Source organism: Pseudomonas sp. PSE14, assembly GCF_029203285.1.
Lineage (GTDB): Bacteria > Pseudomonadota > Gammaproteobacteria > Pseudomonadales > Pseudomonadaceae > Pseudomonas.
In genome coordinates, this window is sequence record NZ_CP115669.1 from 1,097,120 (window position 1) to 1,117,255 (window position 20,136).

At 65.7% G+C, this 20,136-nt stretch carries 16 protein-coding genes; 12 read left to right on the top strand and 4 right to left on the bottom strand.

The features are described from left to right. The 12 genes from O6P39_RS05100 to O6P39_RS05155 all read left to right on the top strand — a co-directional run bounded on the left by O6P39_RS05100 (window position 1) and on the right by O6P39_RS05155 (window position 15,748). The gene (locus O6P39_RS05100; protein WP_152220615.1) at window positions 1-561 is read left to right on the top strand and encodes a response regulator transcription factor; all 561 of its coding nucleotides are present in this window, start codon (window positions 1-3) and stop codon (window positions 559-561) included. A 67-nt stretch (window positions 562-628) separates the two neighbouring features. Further along, window positions 629-2,362 (top strand): ABC transporter ATP-binding protein/permease, encoded by a 1,734-nt coding sequence (locus O6P39_RS05105; protein ID WP_275610324.1) that lies wholly within the window; start codon window positions 629-631, stop codon window positions 2,360-2,362. Window positions 2,363-2,553: 191 nt separating this feature from the next. Then, on the top strand, window positions 2,554-3,522 hold the full coding sequence (locus tag O6P39_RS05110; protein ID WP_275610325.1) for a M23 family metallopeptidase: 969 nt from the start codon (window positions 2,554-2,556) through the stop codon (window positions 3,520-3,522). A 73-nt stretch (window positions 3,523-3,595) separates the two neighbouring features. Next, window positions 3,596-3,871: a hypothetical protein gene (locus tag O6P39_RS05115; protein WP_275610326.1), complete on the top strand. Its 276-nt coding sequence runs from the start codon at window positions 3,596-3,598 to the stop codon at window positions 3,869-3,871. 17 nt (window positions 3,872-3,888) lie between these two features. Further along, window positions 3,889-4,323 (top strand): polymer-forming cytoskeletal protein, encoded by a 435-nt coding sequence (locus tag O6P39_RS05120; protein ID WP_275610327.1) that lies wholly within the window; start codon window positions 3,889-3,891, stop codon window positions 4,321-4,323. 69 nt (window positions 4,324-4,392) lie between these two features. Next, window positions 4,393-5,334: an AEC family transporter gene (locus O6P39_RS05125; protein WP_275610328.1), complete on the top strand. Its 942-nt coding sequence runs from the start codon at window positions 4,393-4,395 to the stop codon at window positions 5,332-5,334. Between the two features lie 167 nt (window positions 5,335-5,501). After that, complete coding sequence (locus O6P39_RS05130; protein ID WP_275610329.1) at window positions 5,502-6,314, top strand: DUF2135 domain-containing protein; 813 nt, start codon at window positions 5,502-5,504, stop codon at window positions 6,312-6,314. A gap of 38 nt (window positions 6,315-6,352) precedes the next feature. After that, window positions 6,353-8,104, top strand: a complete 1,752-nt coding sequence (locus O6P39_RS05135) for a DUF2138 family protein (RefSeq protein WP_275610330.1) — start codon at window positions 6,353-6,355, stop codon at window positions 8,102-8,104. Next, the gene (locus tag O6P39_RS05140; RefSeq protein WP_275610331.1) at window positions 8,068-8,733 is read left to right on the top strand and encodes a DUF1175 domain-containing protein; all 666 of its coding nucleotides are present in this window, start codon (window positions 8,068-8,070) and stop codon (window positions 8,731-8,733) included. The genes O6P39_RS05135 and O6P39_RS05140 overlap by 37 nt, the downstream gene beginning before the upstream one ends. Next, complete coding sequence (locus O6P39_RS05145) at window positions 8,730-13,283, top strand: alpha-2-macroglobulin (protein ID WP_275610332.1); 4,554 nt, start codon at window positions 8,730-8,732, stop codon at window positions 13,281-13,283. The genes O6P39_RS05140 and O6P39_RS05145 overlap by 4 nt, the downstream gene beginning before the upstream one ends. Further along, entirely contained in the window at window positions 13,284-14,927 is a 1,644-nt protein-coding gene (locus O6P39_RS05150; protein ID WP_275610333.1) for a DUF2300 domain-containing protein, read from the top strand. A 5-nt stretch (window positions 14,928-14,932) separates the two neighbouring features. Next, window positions 14,933-15,748 carry a DUF2135 domain-containing protein gene (locus O6P39_RS05155; RefSeq protein WP_275610334.1) on the top strand — a complete coding sequence of 272 codons (816 nt, stop codon included), beginning with the start codon at window positions 14,933-14,935 and terminating at the stop codon, window positions 15,746-15,748. Window positions 15,749-16,273: 525 nt separating this feature from the next. Here O6P39_RS05155 and O6P39_RS05160 read toward each other — a convergent pair. From O6P39_RS05160 to gatA, 4 genes are all read right to left on the bottom strand, one after another. Beyond that, a complete protein-coding gene (locus O6P39_RS05160; RefSeq protein ID WP_275610335.1) occupies window positions 16,274-16,663 on the bottom strand; it encodes a carboxymuconolactone decarboxylase family protein in 390 nt (129 codons plus the stop codon). An 8-nt stretch (window positions 16,664-16,671) separates the two neighbouring features. Further along, the gene (locus tag O6P39_RS05165) at window positions 16,672-17,067 is read right to left on the bottom strand and encodes a septal ring lytic transglycosylase RlpA family protein (protein ID WP_275610336.1); all 396 of its coding nucleotides are present in this window, start codon (window positions 17,065-17,067) and stop codon (window positions 16,672-16,674) included. Between the two features lie 154 nt (window positions 17,068-17,221). Continuing rightward, the gene (gene gatB / locus O6P39_RS05170) at window positions 17,222-18,667 is read right to left on the bottom strand and encodes an Asp-tRNA(Asn)/Glu-tRNA(Gln) amidotransferase subunit GatB (protein ID WP_275610337.1); all 1,446 of its coding nucleotides are present in this window, start codon (window positions 18,665-18,667) and stop codon (window positions 17,222-17,224) included. Window positions 18,668-18,681: 14 nt separating this feature from the next. Then, a complete protein-coding gene (gatA, locus tag O6P39_RS05175) occupies window positions 18,682-20,136 on the bottom strand; it encodes an Asp-tRNA(Asn)/Glu-tRNA(Gln) amidotransferase subunit GatA (RefSeq protein ID WP_275610338.1) in 1,455 nt (484 codons plus the stop codon).

The following is a 20,136-nucleotide window of genomic DNA, read 5'->3' on the forward strand; positions in this document are numbered from 1 at the left end:
ATGAGCGAAGAGATCCAGTTCGAAGGCGAAGAGCAGCCCCACCTGTTGCTGGTGGACGACGATGCCACCTTTACCCGCGTCATGGCCCGCGCCATGACCCGCCGCGGGCTGCGGGTGTCGGTCGCCAGCTCCGCCGAAGAAGGCCTGGCCCTGGCCAAGGAGGACCTGCCCGATTACGCCGTGCTCGACCTGAAGATGGACGGTGATTCCGGTCTGGTGCTGCTGCCCAAGCTGCTGGAGCTGGACCCCGAGATGCGGGTGGTGATCCTCACCGGTTACTCCAGCATCGCCACTGCAGTGGAGGCCATCAAGCGCGGCGCCACCAACTACCTGTGCAAGCCGGCCGACGCCGACGACGTGCTGACCGGGCTGCTGTCCGAGCACGCCAACCTGGATACCCTGGTGCCGGAAAACCCCATGTCGGTGGATCGCCTGCAGTGGGAACATATCCAGCGCGTACTGGCCGAGCACGACGGCAACATCTCCGCGACCGCCCGTGCCCTGGGTATGCACCGGCGAACATTGCAGCGTAAGCTGCAGAAGCGCCCGGTGAGGCGTTAAGTAATCGATAACACGAGGAGCGCCAACTGAGCGCTCCTTTTATTTTCAGCCGTGCGAGCTTGATTCCATGACCGACAGCGCCGAATACCGCGCGGCGAACGACGCCGTTCGCAGCCATTTCTTCCACCGGGTCTGGCAACTCACCGCGCCCTACTGGCGCAGCGAAGAAAAGGGTACGGCCTGGCTGCTGCTGATCGTGGTGATCGCGCTGTCGCTGGTCGGCGTGGCCCTCAGCGTCTGGCTCAACAGCTGGTATCGCGACTTCTACAACGCCCTGCAGAACAAGGACCTGAAGAGTTTCATCCACCTGATGCTGATGTTCTGCGGCATTGCGGCGGTGTTCATTCTCACGGCGGTCTATCGCCTGTACCTGACTCAGATGCTCACCATCCGCTGGCGCCGCTGGCTGACGGAGAAGCACTTCGCCGCCTGGCTGGGGGACAAGAACTACTACCGCCTGGAGCAGCGCGGTCACACCGACAACCCCGACCAGCGTCTCTCCGAAGACCTCAACAGCTTCACCGACACCACCCTGACCCTTGGCCTGGGCCTGATCCGCAACCTGGTCAGCCTGGTGTCCTTCTCGGTGATCCTCTGGGGCGTGTCCGGCAGCATCGAGCTGTTCGGCATCACCATCCCCGGCTACATGTTCTGGGCCGCGCTGCTCTACGCGGCGGTCGGCAGCTGGCTGACCCACCTGATCGCCCGTCGCCTGATCGGCCTGAACAACCGCCAGCAGCGCTTCGAGGCGGACCTGCGTTTCGGCCTGGTGCGGGTGCGCGAGAACGCCGAGAGCATCGCCCTGTACAACGGCGAGGCCAACGAGAACGAACGGCTGATGACGCGCTTCCGCAATGTCTGGGGCAATTTCTGGGAACTGATGAAAGTCCAGAAGCGCCTGACCTTCTTCAGTTCCGGCTACGCGCAGATCGCCACCGTGTTTCCCTTCATCGTTGCCGCTCCGCGCTATTTCTCCGGGCAGATCCAGCTCGGCGAACTCATGCAGATCAACTCGGCATTCGGCAACGTGCAGGACGGTCTGAGCTGGTTCATCGATGCCTATGCCAGTCTCGCCACCTGGCGCGCTACCTGTGACCGTCTGCTGAGCTTCCGTGGCGCGATGGCCGAGACGGCCAACGAATCGGCCAATATCGACGTGCGCAAGAGCGGCGACAACCTGCAATTGCAGAACCTCAGCCTGAGCCTCGGCAGCGGCCGCGAGCTGCTGGAGCCGGCCAGTCTGGTGGTGAACCCCGGTGAACACGTGCTGATCGGCGGACCCTCCGGTGGCGGCAAGAGCACCCTGCTGCGCGCGATGAGCGGTCTGTGGCGCTACGGCAGTGGTGTGGTGCAGATGCCCGAGGCGCGCTGCCTGTTCGTGCCGCAGAAGCCCTACCTGCCGATCGGCACCCTGGTGCAGGCGCTGAGCTACCCGGAACAGCCCGACCAGCACAGCGTCGAGCGACTCCAGGAAGTCCTGCGCCTGTGCCGCCTGGAGGCGCTGGTCCCGCGCCTGGACGAAGCCGATCACTGGCAGCGGGTGCTGTCCCCCGGCGAGCAGCAACGCCTGGCCATCGCCCGCGCCTTGCTCTACTCCCCAAGCTGGCTGTTCCTCGACGAGGCCACCTCGGCCCTGGACGAGGCCGACGAAGCGGCGGTTTATCAGGTGCTGTTGGAACAACTGCCGGGCGTCACCCTGATCAGCATCGGCCACCGTGGCAGCCTCAAGCGTTTCCACCCCAGGCAGTTGCGTCTGGAAGATCGCCGGCTGCGGGAAATGGAGGCGGTACTGCCGGCCTGATGGCAGTTTGATTCCCTGGCAGAGTGTGATCTGGTTAGTAAGAAACGTCTGAAAGTTATCTCAAAAGGGATTATTTCTTCTTAATTTCTTACATTTTCCAGTGTTTAGTCGCTGCGAAATTTTCAATAACAGGTACCCTGTGCGCCCCGGCCGGGCTCTGCCCGGCTTCACGGCAGTTCAACGGTACCGTCATGAAGTCCCTTTCCCCGTCACGGCAGGCCCTGACCCGCTCGGACCTGCGTCTGGTCGATCCGCGCCGGCTCCTGCTGGGGGCTGCCTGCGTGTCGCTGGTGGTGGCCGTTGCGGCTTTTGCCGGCGGTATCTGGGTGGGGCGTGCCCATGTCGAGCCCGCAGCGCAACCCGTCGTTCAGGCCGAAAGCAGTGCCGAGGAGCCGGAAGAGCGCTTTGCCGCCGAGCGTATCGGCCAACTGTCCGGGCGCCTGCAGGTGCTGGAAAAGGACGCCGCCTACCTGCTGCAGGCCGTCGACAGCCATGAAGAGATCGCCCGCAAGCTGTCGAAGCTCGATCCCGCGCTGGCTCCGCAGGCCAAGGCGCCTGCGGCCCGGCATCCGGTTGACGGCGAGGGTGGCATCCTGCTGCCGCCGCGCCCCTGCGCCGAGCCACTGCCGTCGGCCGATATCGAGCAGAACGAGCGTTCCGCCCGCTGCCTGCGTCGCGTCTTCGATCAACTGATGGACCAGGTTGCCCGGCGCAGCGCCGATTTCATGGCCATCCCGGCCCGCCGGCCGATGGAGGACGCGCGCCTGGGCTCGCCCTTCGGCAACCGTGTCGACCCCTTCAATCGCCGCCTGGCCTTCCATTCCGGCCAGGACTTCTCGGCCCCCACGGGCAGTCCGATTCACGCCGCCGCCGGCGGTCGCGTGATCGTCGCCGACCGTAATCCCTCCTATGGCAACCGTGTCGAAATCGACCATGGCAATGGCCTGGTGACTCGCTACGCCCACGCCTCGAAGCTGCTGGTGAAGGTGGGCGATGTCGTGCTGCCGGGGCAGGAGATCGCCAAGGTGGGCTCCACAGGGCGGTCCACCGGGCCGCACCTGCATTTCGAGGTGCTCTACCACGGTGAGTTCGTCGACCCGCAGAACTTCCTCTCTCTGGGCGGCATGGAGATCGACAGTGATGGCCTGGCCTCGGACTAGGAAACCTTCCACGCGGGACCTGCTGCGTGCCGAACACCAGCCCCACGTTCCACGCAGCCAGGCTCGGGTGGGGATGATTGCCCTGCTGTTCTGCGTTGCCCTGGCCGCGGCGCTGGTGGGGGCCTACCTGCTGCGTACGCACGATGATGGGCAGGCGCGCCAGCGTATCGAGGCGCTGGAAGCGGAGAACGCCAGCCTGACCGCAGCGCTGGAGGAGCGGCGCCTGCAAGGCGAAGAGGACCAGGCCAATCGCGAGCAACTGATGCGCCGGATCGACGCGATGTCCGCCGAGATCAAGAAACTGAAAACTGAGCTGGCCTTTTTCCGCCAGCAGAAACCTGGCAAGTAGTCCCTCGAGGAGGACAGATGTTCGGCAACAGCAAAAAGAAGGCGCCGCAGGTGTCGGTGGACAAGTTCTCCAGCCTGCTGTCGGGCAATGTCTCATTGGTAGGGGACTTGCAGTTCGAGGATGGCCTGAAGATCCTCGGTACCGTGAGGGGCAATGTCAGCCACAAACCGGGCGCGGCTAGCTTGCTGGCGCTGAGTGCGGAGGGGCGGATCGAGGGCAACGTGAGCAGTTACGACGCCCTGATCGACGGTACCATCATCGGCGACCTCCATGTCGAGCATCTGCTGGAGCTGCACTCCAATGCCCGTGTCGTCGGCAACATCCAGTACCGCCAGCTGAGCATGGAGAATGGCGCCACCGTGGATGGCAAGCTGACCCGCCTGGCCGATGGCGAAGCCCCCAAGCCGCTGGAGCTGCCCGCGCCGGTGCGCGAAGAGGCAGCCGAGGCCTGATTTGCCCCGACGGGACCGGTACTTAGCTTGCTATGATTACCCTTCCCACCGTCCTGAACGTTCCGCCTCATGCTCGCTCTCCTGCTCCAGACCTTCGGCATCACCGCCCCGGTCTTCGCCATGCTGTTCCTCGGAGTGCTGCTGCGCCGCGTGGGGGCGATCAATCCGGAGTTCATCCAGACCGCCTCGGCACTGGTGTTCAATGCCACCATGCCGGCGATGCTGTTTCTCGGCATCTACCACTCCGACCTGCACAGCGCGGCGCGCCCGGCGCTCCTGCTGTACTTCTGCGTGGCGACCCTGGTGGGCTTCCTGCTCGCCTGGGGTTGGTCGATCTGGCGCGTGCCCCGCGCAGACCGCGGCGTCTACACGCAGGGCGCGTTTCGCGGCAACAACGGCATCATCGGCCTGGCGCTGGCCACCAACCTCTACGGTGACCACGGCCTGGCGTTGGGCTCCGTTCTCGCCGCCCTGGTGATCCTCTGCTACAACACGCTCTCGTCGGTGGTGCTGGCGATCTACAGCCCGAGCATGAAGTCCGACCCCTGGAGCATCTTCAAGAGCGTGCTGCGCAACCCGCTGATCCTCGGCGTGCTGGCGGCGCTGCCGTTCTCCTGGCTGCAGATCGCGCTGCCGGCCTGGTTGCTGACCTCTGCCGACTACTTTGCCCAGATGACCCTGCCGCTGGCGCTGATCTGCATCGGCGGTACCTTGTCGCTGGCGTCACTGCGGGAAAGCGGCGGCGTCGCGCTCAGTGCAAGCCTGATGAAGATGGTCTGGCTGCCGCTGGTCTGCACCGTCGGCGCCTGGTCCTATGGGTTTCGTGGTGCAGAGCTGGGCGTACTCTTCCTCTACTTCGCCAGCCCGACGGCGGCCGCCAGCTTCGTCATGGCCCGTGCGGCGAACGGCAACCATGAGCTGGCCGCCTCGATCATCGTGATCACTACCTTGGCGGCAGCGGTAACCACCAATATCGGCATCTTCCTGTTGCAGTGGGGCGGCTGGATGTAATCGCCGACGAGGCGTATTTGCGGATCGCCGAAGTGCGACAAATATGAAGAGTCTTGTAAGACTTTGCTGAAAGACAGCACTGTGCCGCCAAGACGCAGTGAAGTTCATTTATTCGTTGTACAAGAACGGTTACATTTGGCGATCTTCTGCACGATCAAGGATTGTTCATGCACCCCACACGCCGGATTCTGTGTGCCGCCTTCTGCCTGCCGGCCTGTCTGCTGGCGGCCGTGGTCGCTGCCGAGCCGGGTGCCGAGCTGAACAGCCCAACCGCCGGCTGGCGCTATTCCGGCCTGACCGATGATCCCAGCGTGCCCCGCGTGGCCTATCCCACGCCGCCCATCGACCGTGGTGGCGTGCGCGGCCGCAGCCTGATCGAAGGCCACCTGCGTGAAGTGTCCGGCGTCGACCGTGCCCAGCGCCTGGTGGTCAACGGCAATCCGCTCCCTCTGTATACCGACGCCGAAGGCAAGTTCGTCCGCCCTTACAATTTCGGCGCGGGCAGCAACAGCGTCGCGGTGAGCAGCGACCAGGGCAAATCCCTCAAGCGCCTCCAGTTCTATGAGGCCAACAACAGCCGCGTGCCGCCGCGCATCCGCCTGGCGCTGGGCTGGAACGACCCCAAGGCGGAACTCGACCTGCATATCGTTACACCCGACGGCCAGCATGCCTTCTGGGCCCATCCTCGCCTGAGCAACGGCGGTGGCCTCGACCCGGACGGCGTCGACGGCCCCGGCCCGGAAATGTTCACCATGGCCGCGCCGCTGCACGGCACCTACCTGGTCTACGTGAACTACTGGGGCAACTACAGCGCCAGCCAGGGTTACAACTTCCAGGAAGGCAACCATGAGCAGGACGTGATCACCGCCGAGATCAACCTGGTGTTCAACGAAAATACCGTCAACGAGAAGCGCGAGACCTTCGTGGTGCCCATGCGCACCATCGGTGATCTGGTGCTGGTGAAGACCTTCAACTACTGAATTCGCCCCTCGCAGGGATGACACGGGACAAGCGATCCATGAGCGAAAACACGCCCTCCAGCAGCCAAGACAGCACTCCCACGCCTCCGGCAGCCCAGGCCCCGCGCCGTGGGCCGCTGATCGCCATCGGCGTGGTCGCTGCCGTGCTGGTCGCCGGCGGCCTGGCCCTGGCCTTCGGCCTGATCCCGGCTTTCCACTCCGCGCCGGTCGGCACCCTGGAAGCGCCGGAGAGTCCGGAAGCAGCCCGCGATCTCACGCGCCCCGATGCCCTGATCGAGAGCGCCTCGCTCAGCCAGTTGCCCAAGGCGGTGCTGGAAGTGCCGCTGCTGCGCGACGTGCTCACCGAGGATTTCGTCTTCTACTACGAGAACAACGCCGATCGCCTGGGTCTGACCGGGACCCTGCGGCGCATCGTCTACGAGCACGACCTGACCTTGAAGGACAGCGTGATCGAAGAGCTGCTCGACCAGCCGGCCCAGGTCGCCCTCTGGCGCGGCGCCGATGGCCGACTGCGCGACTTCATGGTGGTACTGCGCCGTGGCGGCCTGGCCAAGCTCCTGGAGCCGCTGGCGAAGGTCGCCGCCGACGACAGCCAGCTCAAGAAAGTGTCGGAAATCCAGGTAAAAGGTGCTGCCACGCCGGTCTACAGCCTGCGCTACGGCGCTGAGAAGAGCGTGCTGTTCGTTTCCCGTGGCGACCAGATGCTGGTGTTGTCGAATCCGAAGATGCTGTTCACCGCCGCCGACGAAAGCGGCTTGGGTGAGCCGGACACCGCCATTGCCAAGGACCTGGGCACCCTGCTCGAAGGTGAGCCGCTGTTCGCCAAGGACTTCGCCCTGGAGCCGCGCGGCGAGTTGAAGCAGCGCATCACCCTGGGCGCCAGCGTGCTCGCCATGGGCTACCAGCGCTTCATCCCGACCTTCTCCGGCGTGCGTTTCGAGCAGGGCAAGGATGGCTGGCACAGCTATCTGGCGCTGAGCGAAGTCGCCCGCCAGCCGGAGCTGGATTTCACCCCGGTGTGGCAAGCCATGCCCATGGGCGCCAGCGCCTGCGTGGCGTTGCCGGTGACGCCGGGCCTGTATGACAGCATGCTGGTGAAGCTGGGCGCCGAGCAGAAGATGGCCGCGTCCTTCTCCGAGCACCTCTCCGGTGCTGCTGGCCTGTGCTGGTACCCCGATTCGCGCCTGCACTCGCCGCTGCTCGCGGTGAAGCTCGACGCCCCCGCCAGCCCCGAGCTGGACGAGGAACTGGGCAAGCTGTTCGGCAGCATGATCGGCGCCTATGAAGCCAATGTGGAGGGTGGCGCTTTCGAGGTGGAAAGCCGCGCGGAGGGTGACGGTCGTCTCTGGCAGCGCCAGGTCAGCTCGCGCTTCGGCCAGTACCCGGCCAGCGAGGCGGAGAACCCCGACCAGGTCAGCGGCAACGGATTCTTCCGTGTCAGCATGCTGCGCGATGGCAACACCCTGCTGTTCTCCATCGACGACAAGCTGCTCGACAAGGCGCGCAACACCCTGGCCAAGCGTTTCCCGCCGCTGGCCGACGTACTGCCGAAAGACGCCGTGGTGCCCGCGTACCTCGCGCCGAAGACGCTCTCCGAACTGCTCCAGCGCGAAACCCTCGACAGCCTGCCGCAGGATATCGAGCCGGTGTTCCGCAACGCCGCCGACACGCTGCTCCTGCCGCGCCTGAAGACCCTCGCCGGCAACGGCTCCTACGCCCTGACGCTGCCGGCCGGCAGCGAGCCCAGTGGCGAATGGGAGTGGCTGCCGCTGGACTGGAAGGCGCTGTGATCCGAAAGCCACTGACGCTGCTCGCAGGTCTGCTGGTCGCCACCTTGGCGCAGGCGGCTGAGCCAGCGCTGGATGCGCAGCAGACCCAGGTGTTCCGCGCCTGGTTCGTGCGCATCGCCGAGGAGCAGTTGCGCCGCGGCCCGAACCCGCGCTGGTACCAGCAGGACTGCGCGGGCCTGGTGCGCTTCGCCGCCAACGAGGCGCTGAAGGTGCACGACGCCAAGTGGCTGCGCGCCAACGGCATGTCCAACCGCTACCTGCCGCCGGAGCTGGAACTGTCCGCCGCGCAGCGCAACCTAGCGCAGAGCTGGCAGCAGGGCGGCGGCAAGACCGGCCCCTACGTCAACGCGATCAAACTCATTCAGTACAACAGCCAGTTCGTCGGCCGCGACCTCAACCAGGCGCGGCCGGGCGACCTGATGTTCTTCGACCAGGGCGATGACCAGCATCTGATGATCTGGATGGGCCGCGACATCGCTTATCACACCGGCACTCGTACGGCGACCGACAACGGCATGCGCTCGGTCAGCCTGCAACAACTCATGACATGGAAGGACACCCGATGGATACCCGACGAATCCAATCCCAACTTTATCGGCGTCTATCGCTTGTCCTTCCTGACCCGATGAACGTGCTGCGCGGCGTTGCCGCTGCCCTGGCCTGCGTCGGCCTGTTCGCCGCCGCGCCCGCACTCGTGCAGGCGGACGACGACGTCCCGGCCAGCGGCTACACGCCCATGGCCGGCGAGTCGTTCTTCCTGCTCGCTGACTCGAGCTTCGCCTCCGACGAAGTGGCCAAGGTGCGCCTGGAAGCGCCGGGCCGCGATTACCGTCGCTACCGCATGGAGCCCTACGGCGGCGCGGATATCCGCGTCTACCGCATCGACCAGCCGCTGGACTTCCTCAAGCGCCAGAAGAACCTGCACCGCGTGCTATCCGAAGGACAGTTCAAGGGCGAGGGCCTGTCCAACACCCTGGCCTACCTGTGGGACAACTGGTACCGCAAGTCGCGTCGGGTGATGCAGCGGACATTCTCCTACGAGTCGCGCCATCAGGTCACCGAAGTGGTGCCCGAGCTGAAGATGGGCAACGCCATCGCCGCGCCGACTCCCTATGACGCGCAGCCGCAGTACGCGCCGATTCCCGGCCTGCCGATGGTCAGCCAGTTCCGCTACCCGCTGTGGGACGCCAAGCCCATCCAGCCGCCGAAGGACGTGACCCTGATGGGGTCGTCCAGCGAGTTCATCAACGTCGCGCCGGGCAACGTCTACGTCCCGCTGGGCAAGCTCAAGCCCGGCCTGTACCTGGTCGAGGCGCTGGTGGGCAAGTACCGCGCGACCACCGTAGTGTTCGTCTCCAACAGCGTCGCCGTGAGCAAGATCGCTGGCAACGAGCTGCTGGTGTGGACCGCCCGCAAGCATGAAGGCACGCCGGTGGGCGGCGCCAAGGTGCTGTGGACCGACGGCCTGGGCGTGATGAGCAGCGGCAGCAGCGATGCCGATGGCCTGTTGCGCCTGCAACACGTCAGCCCCGAGCGTTCCTTCGTGATCGGTGAGGACGAGGAGGGTGGCGTCTTCGTCTCCGAGAACTTCTATTACGACAGCGAAATCTACGACACCAAGCTCTACGCCTTTACCGACCGCCCGCTGTACCGTCCGGGCGACTGGGTGTCGCTGAAGATCGTCGGCCGCGAGTTCAAGAACTCCCGTGAATCGCAGGCGCCGCAGAGCGCGCCGCTGCGCCTGTCGGTGATCGACGCCGCCGGCACCACACTGCAGACCCTGGACCTCAAGTACGACGCCAAGAGCGGCACCAACGGTCGCTTCCAGCTGCCGCCCAACGCTGTCGCCGGCGGTTACGAGCTGCGCTTCGACTACCGCGACCAGACCTACAGCAGCGCCTTCCGCGTCGCCGAGTACATCAAACCGCACTTCGAGATTTCCCTGGACCTCGCCAAGCCGGACTTCAAGACTGGCGAGCCGGTGAAGGGCAACCTGATCCTGCTCTACCCGGACGGCAAGCCGGTGGCCAACGCGCGCCTGGAGCTGAGCCTGCGCGCCCAGCAGCTGTCCATGGTGGACAACGAGCTGCAGTACCTCGGCCAGTTCCCCGTGGAACTGTCCAGCGCGCAGATCACCACCGACGACCAGGGTCGCGCCGCGCTGGAGCTGCCGGCGGCGGAGAAGCCCAGCCGTTACATGCTCACCGTGTTCGCCAGCGATGGCGCCGCGTACCGCGTCAAGACCAGCAAGGAAATCCTCATCGAGCGCGGCGCCGCCCGCTACCGCGTGAGCGCGCCGCAGCGCTTCAGCGCCGCCGGCGACAAGGTCGAATTCAGCTACGCCGCCGAGCAGCAGACCCGGATCCAGCCGACCGCCTACCGCTGGCTGCGCCTGGAAGACCGCAGCAGCGGCGACGGCGCGGTGGCCGACGGCAAGTTCGCCATCACCTTCGACAAGCCCGGTACCTACAGCGTCGAGCTGCGCGACAAAGCCGGCCAACTGCTCGGCGGCACCGGCCACTCGGTCAGCGGCGACGGCGTGAAGGCCGTGCCGGGCACCGTGGAAATTGTCCTCGACAAGCCTGAGTACAAGGCCGGAGAGGAAGCCTTGGCGCTGATCACCTTCCCCGAACCGGTGGACGACGCGTTGCTGTCGCTGGAGCGCGACAAGGTCGAAGCCACTGCGCTGCTGTCCAAGGGCGGCGACTGGCTGAAGCTGGAGAAGCTCAACCCGACCCAGTACCGCGCGCGCATTCCGGTGAAGCCGGACTTCTCGCCGAACCTGACCTTCTCCGTGCTCTACACCCGCAGCGGCGACTACAGCTTCCAGAACGCCGGCATCAAGGTCGCCGTGCCGCAGGTGGACATCGCCGTCAGCACCGACAAGGAGCGCTACGAGCCGGGTGAGACGGTCACCGTCAACCTTGATACCCGCTACGACGGCAAGCCGGTCTCCAGCCACCTCACCGTGAGCGTGGTGGACGAGATGATCTACGCGCTGCAGCCGGAGATCGCCCCAGGCATCGACCAGTTCTTCTACCACCCGCGCCGCAACAACGTGCGCACCAGTGCCAGCCTGTCCTTCATCAGCTACGACGTCGCACTGCCCGGTACGCCCAGCGCCCCCGGCCGCGCCAACCGCAGCGAGCGTGGGGTGAAGGTGCTGGAGCGTCCGCGCCGCGAGGAAGTGGACACTGCTGCATGGGAACCGGAGCTGGTCACCGATGCCAACGGCAAGGCCCAGTTCAAGTTCCGCATGCCCGACTCCCTGACCCGCTGGCGCATCACTGCCCGCGCCATGGATGACGAAGGGCAGGTGGGTCAGAAGAAACAGTTCATCCGTTCCGAGAAGCCGCTGTACCTGAAGTGGAACGGGCCGAAGCGCTTCCGCAGCGGCGATGCGCCGGATCTGGGGCTGTTCGTCTTCAACCAGGGCGAGCAGGACACCAAGGCCGAACTGCTGATCCGCGCCAATGGCGCGGAGAAGACCCAGGCGCTGGAGCTCAAGCGCGGCGTCAACTACATCGCCCTGCCGCAGCAGCCGTTGAGCGATGGCGACTGGAGTGTGGAACTGCGCCAGGACGGCCAGGTGCGCGACAGCCTCGGCGTGCATTTCAGCCTGGTGGCCGACAGCTGGCAGGTGCTGCAGTCCAAGCCGCTGCAGGTGAATGCGCAGAACACCCCGCTGCAACTGCCGGCGGATGCCCGCGACGTAACCCTGCGCCTGGATGACAGCGCCCAGGCGCTGCTGCGCGGCAACCTTGATTCGCTGCTGAACTACCCCTGGGGAGGCGTCGAGCAAACCGCCAGCCAACTGCTGCCGCTGAGCATCGCCTACCCGATGCTGTCGGGCGGCGAGCCGCGCGTGCGCGACCGCCTGCGCCTGATCATGCAGACCAGCCGCCTGCGCCTGGTGCAGATGGCCGGCCCGGACGCCTACTTCACCTGGTGGGGTGGCGAAGACAACGACGCCTTCCTCACCGCCTACGCCTACTACGCCGACTGGTACGCCAGTCGCGCGCTGGAAATCCAGCTACCGCCGGATCACTGGCAGCGCGTGCTGGAACTGTATTCCGCGCGCGCCAGCGCTACGCCGCTGCTGCAGCGCGCGCTGATCCTGGCCTTCGCCCGCGATATGCAGTTGCCGGTGCAGACCCTGGTCAGCGGCCTGCTCACTGACCTTGAGAACGCCGGCAACGGCGAAGCGGCGAAATCCGTGAACGACTTCGATATCGACGACAGCCTGGTCATGGGCCAGCCGGACTCCGAGCTGGGTCTGGCCGTTGCCCGTGTGCTGACGGCCAGTCTGGCCGAGCAGAGCAAGGTCGCGCCGCCGAAAGGTTTCGCCAGGCAGCTGGACTCCGCGCGCCTGAAGGTCAACACCAGCGACCAGCCCTTTGCCCGCGCCGTACAGCTGTATAGCGGCACTGTGGACGCCAACCGCGCCCGCGAGCTGCTGCTGAGCCTGGCGCCGCAGCAGTCCACCGTCGAACGCGCCCTGGCCCTGGCCTGGATGCAACGCGCCGTGGTGGCCGCGCCGGCCGCTGAGCTGCCCAAGCCGGCAGCCGACTGGAAGGAAGGCCATAGCACCACGGGCGATGCGTTCTGGAAGTGGCAGGGCAAGGACGTTCCGGCGCAGCTCGACCTGACCGCCGCGCCGTCGCGCCCGCTCAACGCCTCCGTCACCTTCCGCAGTGCCGAAGCGCCGGCTAGCCAGTTGCCGGTGACCATCAAGCGCCGCCTGCTGCGCCTGGTACCTGGTGAAGAGGCTTTCGCCTTCAACGCCGAGGAGCTGGGCGACAAGCCGCTGTCCAGCGACGAGCTGTACCTGGACGAAGTGACCCTCACCACCGACCAGGCACAGGCCCTGCGCTATGGAATGCTGGAAGTGCCGCTGCCGCCGGGTGCGGACGTCGAGCGCACCACCTGGGGCCTGCAGATCAGCGGCCTGGGCGGCGCCGAGGCGACCAGCCTGGAGCGCGCGCGCAACGAACCGGGCGACCTGTTCTACGGCGTGCCGGTGGATACCCTGGGCGGCGAGCTGCGCTTCCGTCACCTGGTCCGCTTCTCGCAGAAGGGCAACTTCGTGCTGCCGCCGGTGCGCTACCAGCGGCTTTATGCGCCGCAGGAGCAGGCGTTGGAGCAGCAACCGGCCCTGGCGAAGATCAAGGTCCAGTAAATGCGCGTGCGCATCGCCGGGCTGATCCTGTTGTTGCCGCTGTGCGTCCAGGCGGCGCCCAGCTCGCAGGAGCAGGCGCAGCTGGCCTGGCGTACCGCGCAGGGTGACGAACTGCTGCGCCTCGGGCCGCAGCAGGTGCTCGATCGTCAGCCACTGCCGGCTGACCTGCGTGCACCTTTGGGTAGCCTGTGGAAGCTGTTCGTCTACGCCTGGCTGAACGACACCGGTCAACAGGAGCCGGCCTACCGCTGCCGAGGCGAGGACAAGGAAGAGGTCTATTGCTGCACGGCAGGGCAGAGCATCGAGCGCGACGCCGCGCTGGTGAAGTCCTGTGGCCTGTACTTCCAGCCCCGGCGCCTGGGCATCGACGGTTCGGTCTGGCAGCAATACTGGCAGGCGCGCCATGCGCCGGATTGGATCACGCAGCTGGACAAGCTGACGCCGCAGACCGACGTGCCGGTCGTTGAACTGCTCGATCAGTTGCAGCACCTGCCAGCTCAGGAACAAGCGAGGAAGGTGCTGCTGGACGTCAGTCTCGCAGCCGATGACGGACGAGCACCGGCCGCGTTGGGCGGACGCCTGCGGGTAAAAACCTGGAGTTGGGACGAGAACGGCGAGCGCGAAGGTGGCTTCGCCGGCTGGTTGGTGGATGGCACGCCCCTGTGGGCGCGCGGGCCGGGCACCAGCAAGACCGTGCTGGCGACCTACGGCAATGCCATCGGCGCCGCGCTACCGGCGCCCTGGCCGCGCGATCCCGGGCGTTGCGTGGAGGTCAGCCTGTTCAGCCGTTATCCGCTGAAAGAGGTCTATGACGCACGTAACCAGCCCGCTGCCGAAGGTCTGCTGGCAGGCCGGCAGAACGTGCTATTCGCCAATGGCGTTTACCTTGACGTGAGCAGTCACGGCGATCTGTTCCTCGAGCGCGGCGCCCAAGGTCCGCGCCTGACCGCACGCCTGTCCCGCGAGGAGTACGTCGCCCGCGTACTCGACCGCGAGGCTTCTGCTACACCGCCGGAAGCGGCCAAGGCGCTGGCGGTGACTATCCGCACTTATCTGTTGCAGAACGGCGCCCCGCGCGGCGACTGCTTGAGCATCGACGACAGCAGCCAGCGCCAGCGTGTGGCGCCGCGACCGGCCAGCGAGGCGGCGCGTGACATCGCTGCCTGGACCGCCGACCTGGTGCTGGCCGGCGGCACCGTCACCTATCACTCGGACGAGGTGGGGCAGTCGAAGCTGTCCTGGCGCGACGCTCAGGAGCAGGCCGCCAAGGGGCTGCGCTACGACGCCATTCTCGCCCGCGCCTTCCCGCGTACCAGCCTCAGTCGCTGGAGCAACCCCATCGCCGCCTGCCAACCGCTGCCCGAGGCCGAGCGTTGGCTGCAGGCTCAGCGCCGCACCTGGCGCCCTCGCCTGGAGGGCGAACCGGGATACGAAGAATTGCAGTCCTTCGCCGTATGCCGCCTGAGCAGCGGTCGGCCTTACGTCGATCGCGAACGCCAGCGCATCTACGTACGCGGCCTGTATTCCCAGCAGGACCGGCTCGACCTGGCTCATGAATACCTGCACCTGGCTTTCCAGGCGCACCCCAATGGACAAGACGAGGGCTACGTGGAAAGCCTGGCCCGTCGCCTGATACTGGAATGATCGTCATGAAACTCGCCCATGCGCTCCGCCTGTCCCTGCTCGCCAGCCTGATTCCGCTGGGCGCACAGGCCGCCGAATCGCCGATCCACATGGATACGCCGCTGGGGGGCTGGCGCGCGGGTGACGGCGATAAGGCCGACTTCCGGCAGACGGTGAACTACCCGGCATCCTCGGTGAATTCGCGCTCGGACCAGTCCGACACCGCGCGCATTCGTGGCGAAATCCGCTCGCTGCCCAAGGACAGCAGGGAGCCGGCGCGGCTGGTGGTCAACGGCGTGGCCATGCCGATGCGGGTCGAAAGCGACGGCAAGTTCGACCGGCCGTTCGCCTTCCCGGCGGGTTCCAACAGCGTCGAGGTCATCAGTCCCGACGGCCAGCAGCGCAAGCGCGTGCAGTTCTACCACGGCGGTGGCGGTGGTGAGGTGCCGGCCAAGCTGCGGGTCATGCTGTCCTGGGACTCGGATAACACCGACCTCGACCTGCACCTGGTGACGCCGGATGGTGGGCACGTCTGGTACGGCAACCGCTCGTTGCCCAATGGCGCGGCCCAGGACGTCGACGTGACCACCGGCTACGGCCCGGAAATCATCGCCAGCTCGACCCCGCTCAAGGGCCAGTACCTGGTCTACGTGAACTACTACGGCGGCGGCTGGAGCGAGGACGAGAGCTCCGGCGATGTGAATGCAGCCAAGCCTCTGACCACGGCGCAGGTGACCATCGTTACGGAGGAGGGAACGGTGAACGAGAAGCAGGAGTCCTTCCTGATCCCGATGCGGCAGCCGGGTGAGCTGACGTTGGTGAAGCGGTTCAGTTATCCATAAAGCCGAAGCGCCGGGGATTCCGGCGTTTGTAGGGGCGGGCTGCGCCCGCGAGGCTTTGGGGCTCGGCGTTTCTGCGCTGCTTTTGCGTGCGCTGATATATCTGGTTTCGCCTCTCGGCGAGTCCCTTTTGGCAAACGCCCCAAAAGGAACCAAAAGGTCTTGCCCCTCCATCCGGTTTTTCGCTTAGGCGAAAAATACCCTCGTTGAATCGGAGTTTCAGGGGCACGCCGCGAAGGGCCATCCCTGGCCCATCGCGGCTCTCGCGGCATCCATGCCGCTCACCCCCTGAAACTCCGCTTCAACGAGGCCTCCTGAAAGGGGCATCCGGAGCGTTGGGATACTTCTCTGGAAGTCTTCAAGAGCCAAGAGCCAAGAGCCAAGAGCCAAGAGCCAAGAGCCAAGAGCTTGAGCCGAAGCTCGATGCGCTTTTCGTAGGAGCGAGCTTGCTCGCGAACCGCTGCACTGCGAACTTCCTTGTAGGGGCGGGTCATGCCCGAAAACAGCGCCTATCGGCACTGCTGAAAGTCAGGCCTTCTGGTCCGCCTGCCAGGCGTCGATCACTTCCTGTGCCGCGCGGAAGGCGTCGATGGCCGCCGGGACGCCGGCATACACCGCGCAATGCAGCAGCGCTTCGCGAATCTCCTCCACCGTGCAGCCGTTGTTCAGCGCGCCGCGTACATGGCCTTTGAGCTCCTGCGGGCACTTGAGCGCGGTCAGTGCCGCCAGGGTGATCAGGCTGCGGGTCTTGCGCGGAAGGCCTTCGCGGTTCCAGACACCGCCCCAGGCGTGTTCGTTGACGAAGTCCTGCAGCGGCTGGGTGAACTCGGTGGCATTGCCCAGGGCGCGGTCGACGAAGGCGTCGCCCATCACTTCGCGGCGAACCTGCTCGCCGGCCTTGCGGTTGTCGGTGCTCATCCCTACTCCTAGTCGAGGCTTTCCAGGCGCACTGGCGCGGTGCCGGAGCGCAACATGTTGAGTTGTTCGGCAGCGGCGCGCGATAGATCGATGATGCGCCCTCGGCGGAAAGGGCCGCGGTCGTTGATCCGCACCACGACGCTACGGCCGTTGTCCAGATTGGTGACTTTCACCTGGGTGCCGAAGGGCAGGGTGCGGTGCGCGGCGGTCAGGGCGTTCAGGTTGAAGCGCTCGCCGCTGGCCGTGCGCTTGCCGTGGTGCGCCTTGCCGTAATAGGAGGCAGTACCCTCGGCGCGGTAGCCGCGGCCGGAGACGTCCGAGTCGCGGTCGTACGATGTGCTGCTACAGCCGCCCATCAGGGCCAAGCCGGCAAGAAGGAAGAGGGTAGGGAGTGAACGCCACATAAAGGAGCTTCCAGGGGGACGATTTACCCGGTGCTGATGGGTTCCGAGCTGAAATGCCTGTCGCAGCGCCAAGTTTTCCAATCCGGCCATCCCTGGCCGGTCGTTCGCCGGGCCAACGCAAGCGTTGGCACTCTTCTGGAAAAGAAGGGGCGGATTACCCTTCGAGCTTTTTCTTCAGCAGTTCGTTCACTTGGCCGGGGTTGGCCTTGCCTTTCGAGGCTTTCATCGCTTGCCCGACGAAGAAGCCGAACATCTTGCCGCGCTTGGCTTCGTCGCTGGCGCGGTACTGTTCAACCTGCTCGGCGTTGGCCGCCAGCACTTCCTCGAGCATCTTGTCGATGGCGCCGGTGTCGGTGACTTGCTTCAGGCCCTTGGCTTCGATGATCGCATCGGCCGAGCCTTCGCCCGCCGCCATCGCCTCGAAGACCATCTTGGCGATCTTGCCGGAGATGGTGTTGTCCTTGATGCGCAGGATCATGCCGCCCAGGTGCTCGGCGGAAACCGGCGACTGCTCGATCTCCAGGCCGTCCTTGTTGAGCAGGCTGGAAAGCTCGCCCATCACCCAGTTGGCCGCGAGCTTGGCGTCGGCGCAGATGGTCTGGACCTGTTCGAAGTAGTCGGCCATCTCGCGGCTGGCGGACAGCACGCTGGCGTCATAGGCGGACAGGCCGTACTGGCTCTCGAAACGCTCGCGCTTCTGGTCCGGCAGTTCCGGCAATTTGGCGCGCAGTTCGTCGAGGAAGGCGCGCTCGATCACCACCGGCAGCAGGTCCGGGCAAGGGAAGTAACGGTAGTCGTTGGCTTCTTCCTTGCTGCGCATGGAGCGCGTTTCGTCCTTGTTCGGGTCGTACAGGCGGGTTTCCTGCACCACCTTGCCGCCGTCCTCGATCAGATCGATCTGGCGCTGCACTTCGTGGTTGATCGCCTTCTCGATGAAGCGGAAGGAGTTCACGTTCTTGATCTCGGCACGGGTGCCGAACTCGGCCTGGCCCTTCGGGCGCACCGACACGTTGCAGTCGCAGCGCAGCGAGCCTTCGGCCATGTTGCCGTCGCAGATGCCCAGATAGCGCACCAGCGCGTGGATCGCCTTGACGTAGGCCACGGCTTCCTTGGCGCTGCGAATGTCCGGCTCGGAGACGATCTCCAGCAGCGGAGTGCCGGCGCGGTTCAGGTCGATGCCGCTCATGCCGTGGAAGTCTTCGTGCAGGCTCTTGCCGGCGTCCTCTTCCAGGTGCGCGCGGGTGATGCCGACGCGCTTGACGGTACCGTCTTCCAGGGTGATGTCGAGGAAGCCCTTGCCGACGATGGGATGGTCCATCTGGCTGGTCTGGTAGCCCTTGGGCAGGTCCGGGTAGAAGTAGTTCTTCCGGGCGAAGACGTTGCGCTCGGCGATTTCGGCGTTGATTGCCAGGCCGAACTGGCAGGCCATGCGCACGGCCTCCTGGTTCAGCACCGGCAGGGTGCCGGGCATGGCCAGGTCGATCAGGCTGGCCTGGGTGTTCGGCTCTGCACCGAAGGTGGTGGCGCTACCGGAGAAGATCTTCGATTGGGTGGAGAGCTGTGCGTGGATTTCCAGCCCGATTACTGTTTCCCATTGCATATCGTAATCCTTCCTCAGAACCCGGCCGGTGCTTGTTTATGCCAGTCGCTGACCAGTTGGTACTGGTGCGCGACATTGAGCAGGCGGCCTTCCTGGAAGTATGGCGCGAGCAGTTGGACACCTATCGGCAGGCCGTCGACGAAGCCGGCGGGCATGGACAGCCCCGGGATGCCGGCGAGGTTGGCGGTGATGGTGTAGATGTCTTCCAGGTACTGGGCGACCGGGTCGTTGTTCTTCTCGCCCAGTTTCCAGGCCGGGTTCGGCGTGGTCGGGCCGAGGATCACGTCGACTTCGGCGAAGGCGCTGACGAAATCGTTCTTGATCAGGCGACGAATCTTCTGAGCTTTCAGGTAATAGGCGTCGTAGTAGCCAGCCGACAGCGCATAGGTGCCGACCATGATGCGGCGCTTCACCTCGGCGCCGAAGCCTTCGGCGCGGGAGCGCTTGTACAGGTCCTGCAGGTCCTTCGGGTCCTCGCAGCGGTAGCCGTAACGCACGCCGTCGAAGCGCGAGAGGTTGGAGCTGGCTTCCGCGGGCGCGATCACATAATAGGCAGGGATTGCGTGCTGCATGTTCGGCAGGGAGATCTCCTTGACCACCGCGCCGAGCTGCTTGAGCTGCTCGACCACCTTCATCACCGCGTCGGCAATGCGGCTGTCGAGGCCGGCGCCGAAGTATTCCTTCGGCAGACCGATGCGCAGGCCGGTCAGTGGCTTGGCCAGGGCGGCCAGGTAATCGTCAACCGGCTGGTCGACGCTGGTGGAATCCTTCGGATCGAAGCCGGCCATGGCGCCGAGCATCAGTGCGCAGTCCTCGGCGGTGCGGGCCAGCGGGCCGCCCTGGTCGAGGCTGGAGGCGTAGGCGATCATGCCCCAGCGGGAAACGCGGCCGTAGGTCGGCTTGATGCCGGTGAGGTTGGTCAGCGCGGCCGGCTGGCGGATCGAGCCGCCGGTGTCGGTGCCGGTGGCGGCCGGGATCAGGCGCGCGGCCACGGCAGCGGCGGAGCCGCCGGAGGAGCCGCCCGGTACGCGGGAGGTGTCCCAGGGGTTCTTCACCGGGCCGTAGTGGCTGGATTCGTTGGCCGAGCCCATGGCGAACTCGTCCATGTTCAGCTTGCCCAGGCTCACGGTGCCGGCGTCAGCCAGGCGCTCGACGACGGTGGCGTCGTAGGGCGAGACGAAGGCATCGAGGATCTTCGAGCCGCAGCTGGTGCGCACGCCCTGGGTGCAGAACAGGTCCTTGTGGGCGATCGGTGCGCCGAGCAGGGCGCCGGTTTCGCCTTTGGCGCGCCGCTCGTCGGCCGCCTTGGCCTGGGCCAGGGCGCTTTCTTCGGTGACGGTGATGAAGCTGTTCAGCTGCGGGTCGAGCTGCTTGATGCGCGCGAGCAGGGCAGTGGCCAGTTCCTGGGCGGAGAATTGCTTGTCGGCGAGTCCGCGGGCGACTTCGGCGAGGGTCAATTGATGCAGCAT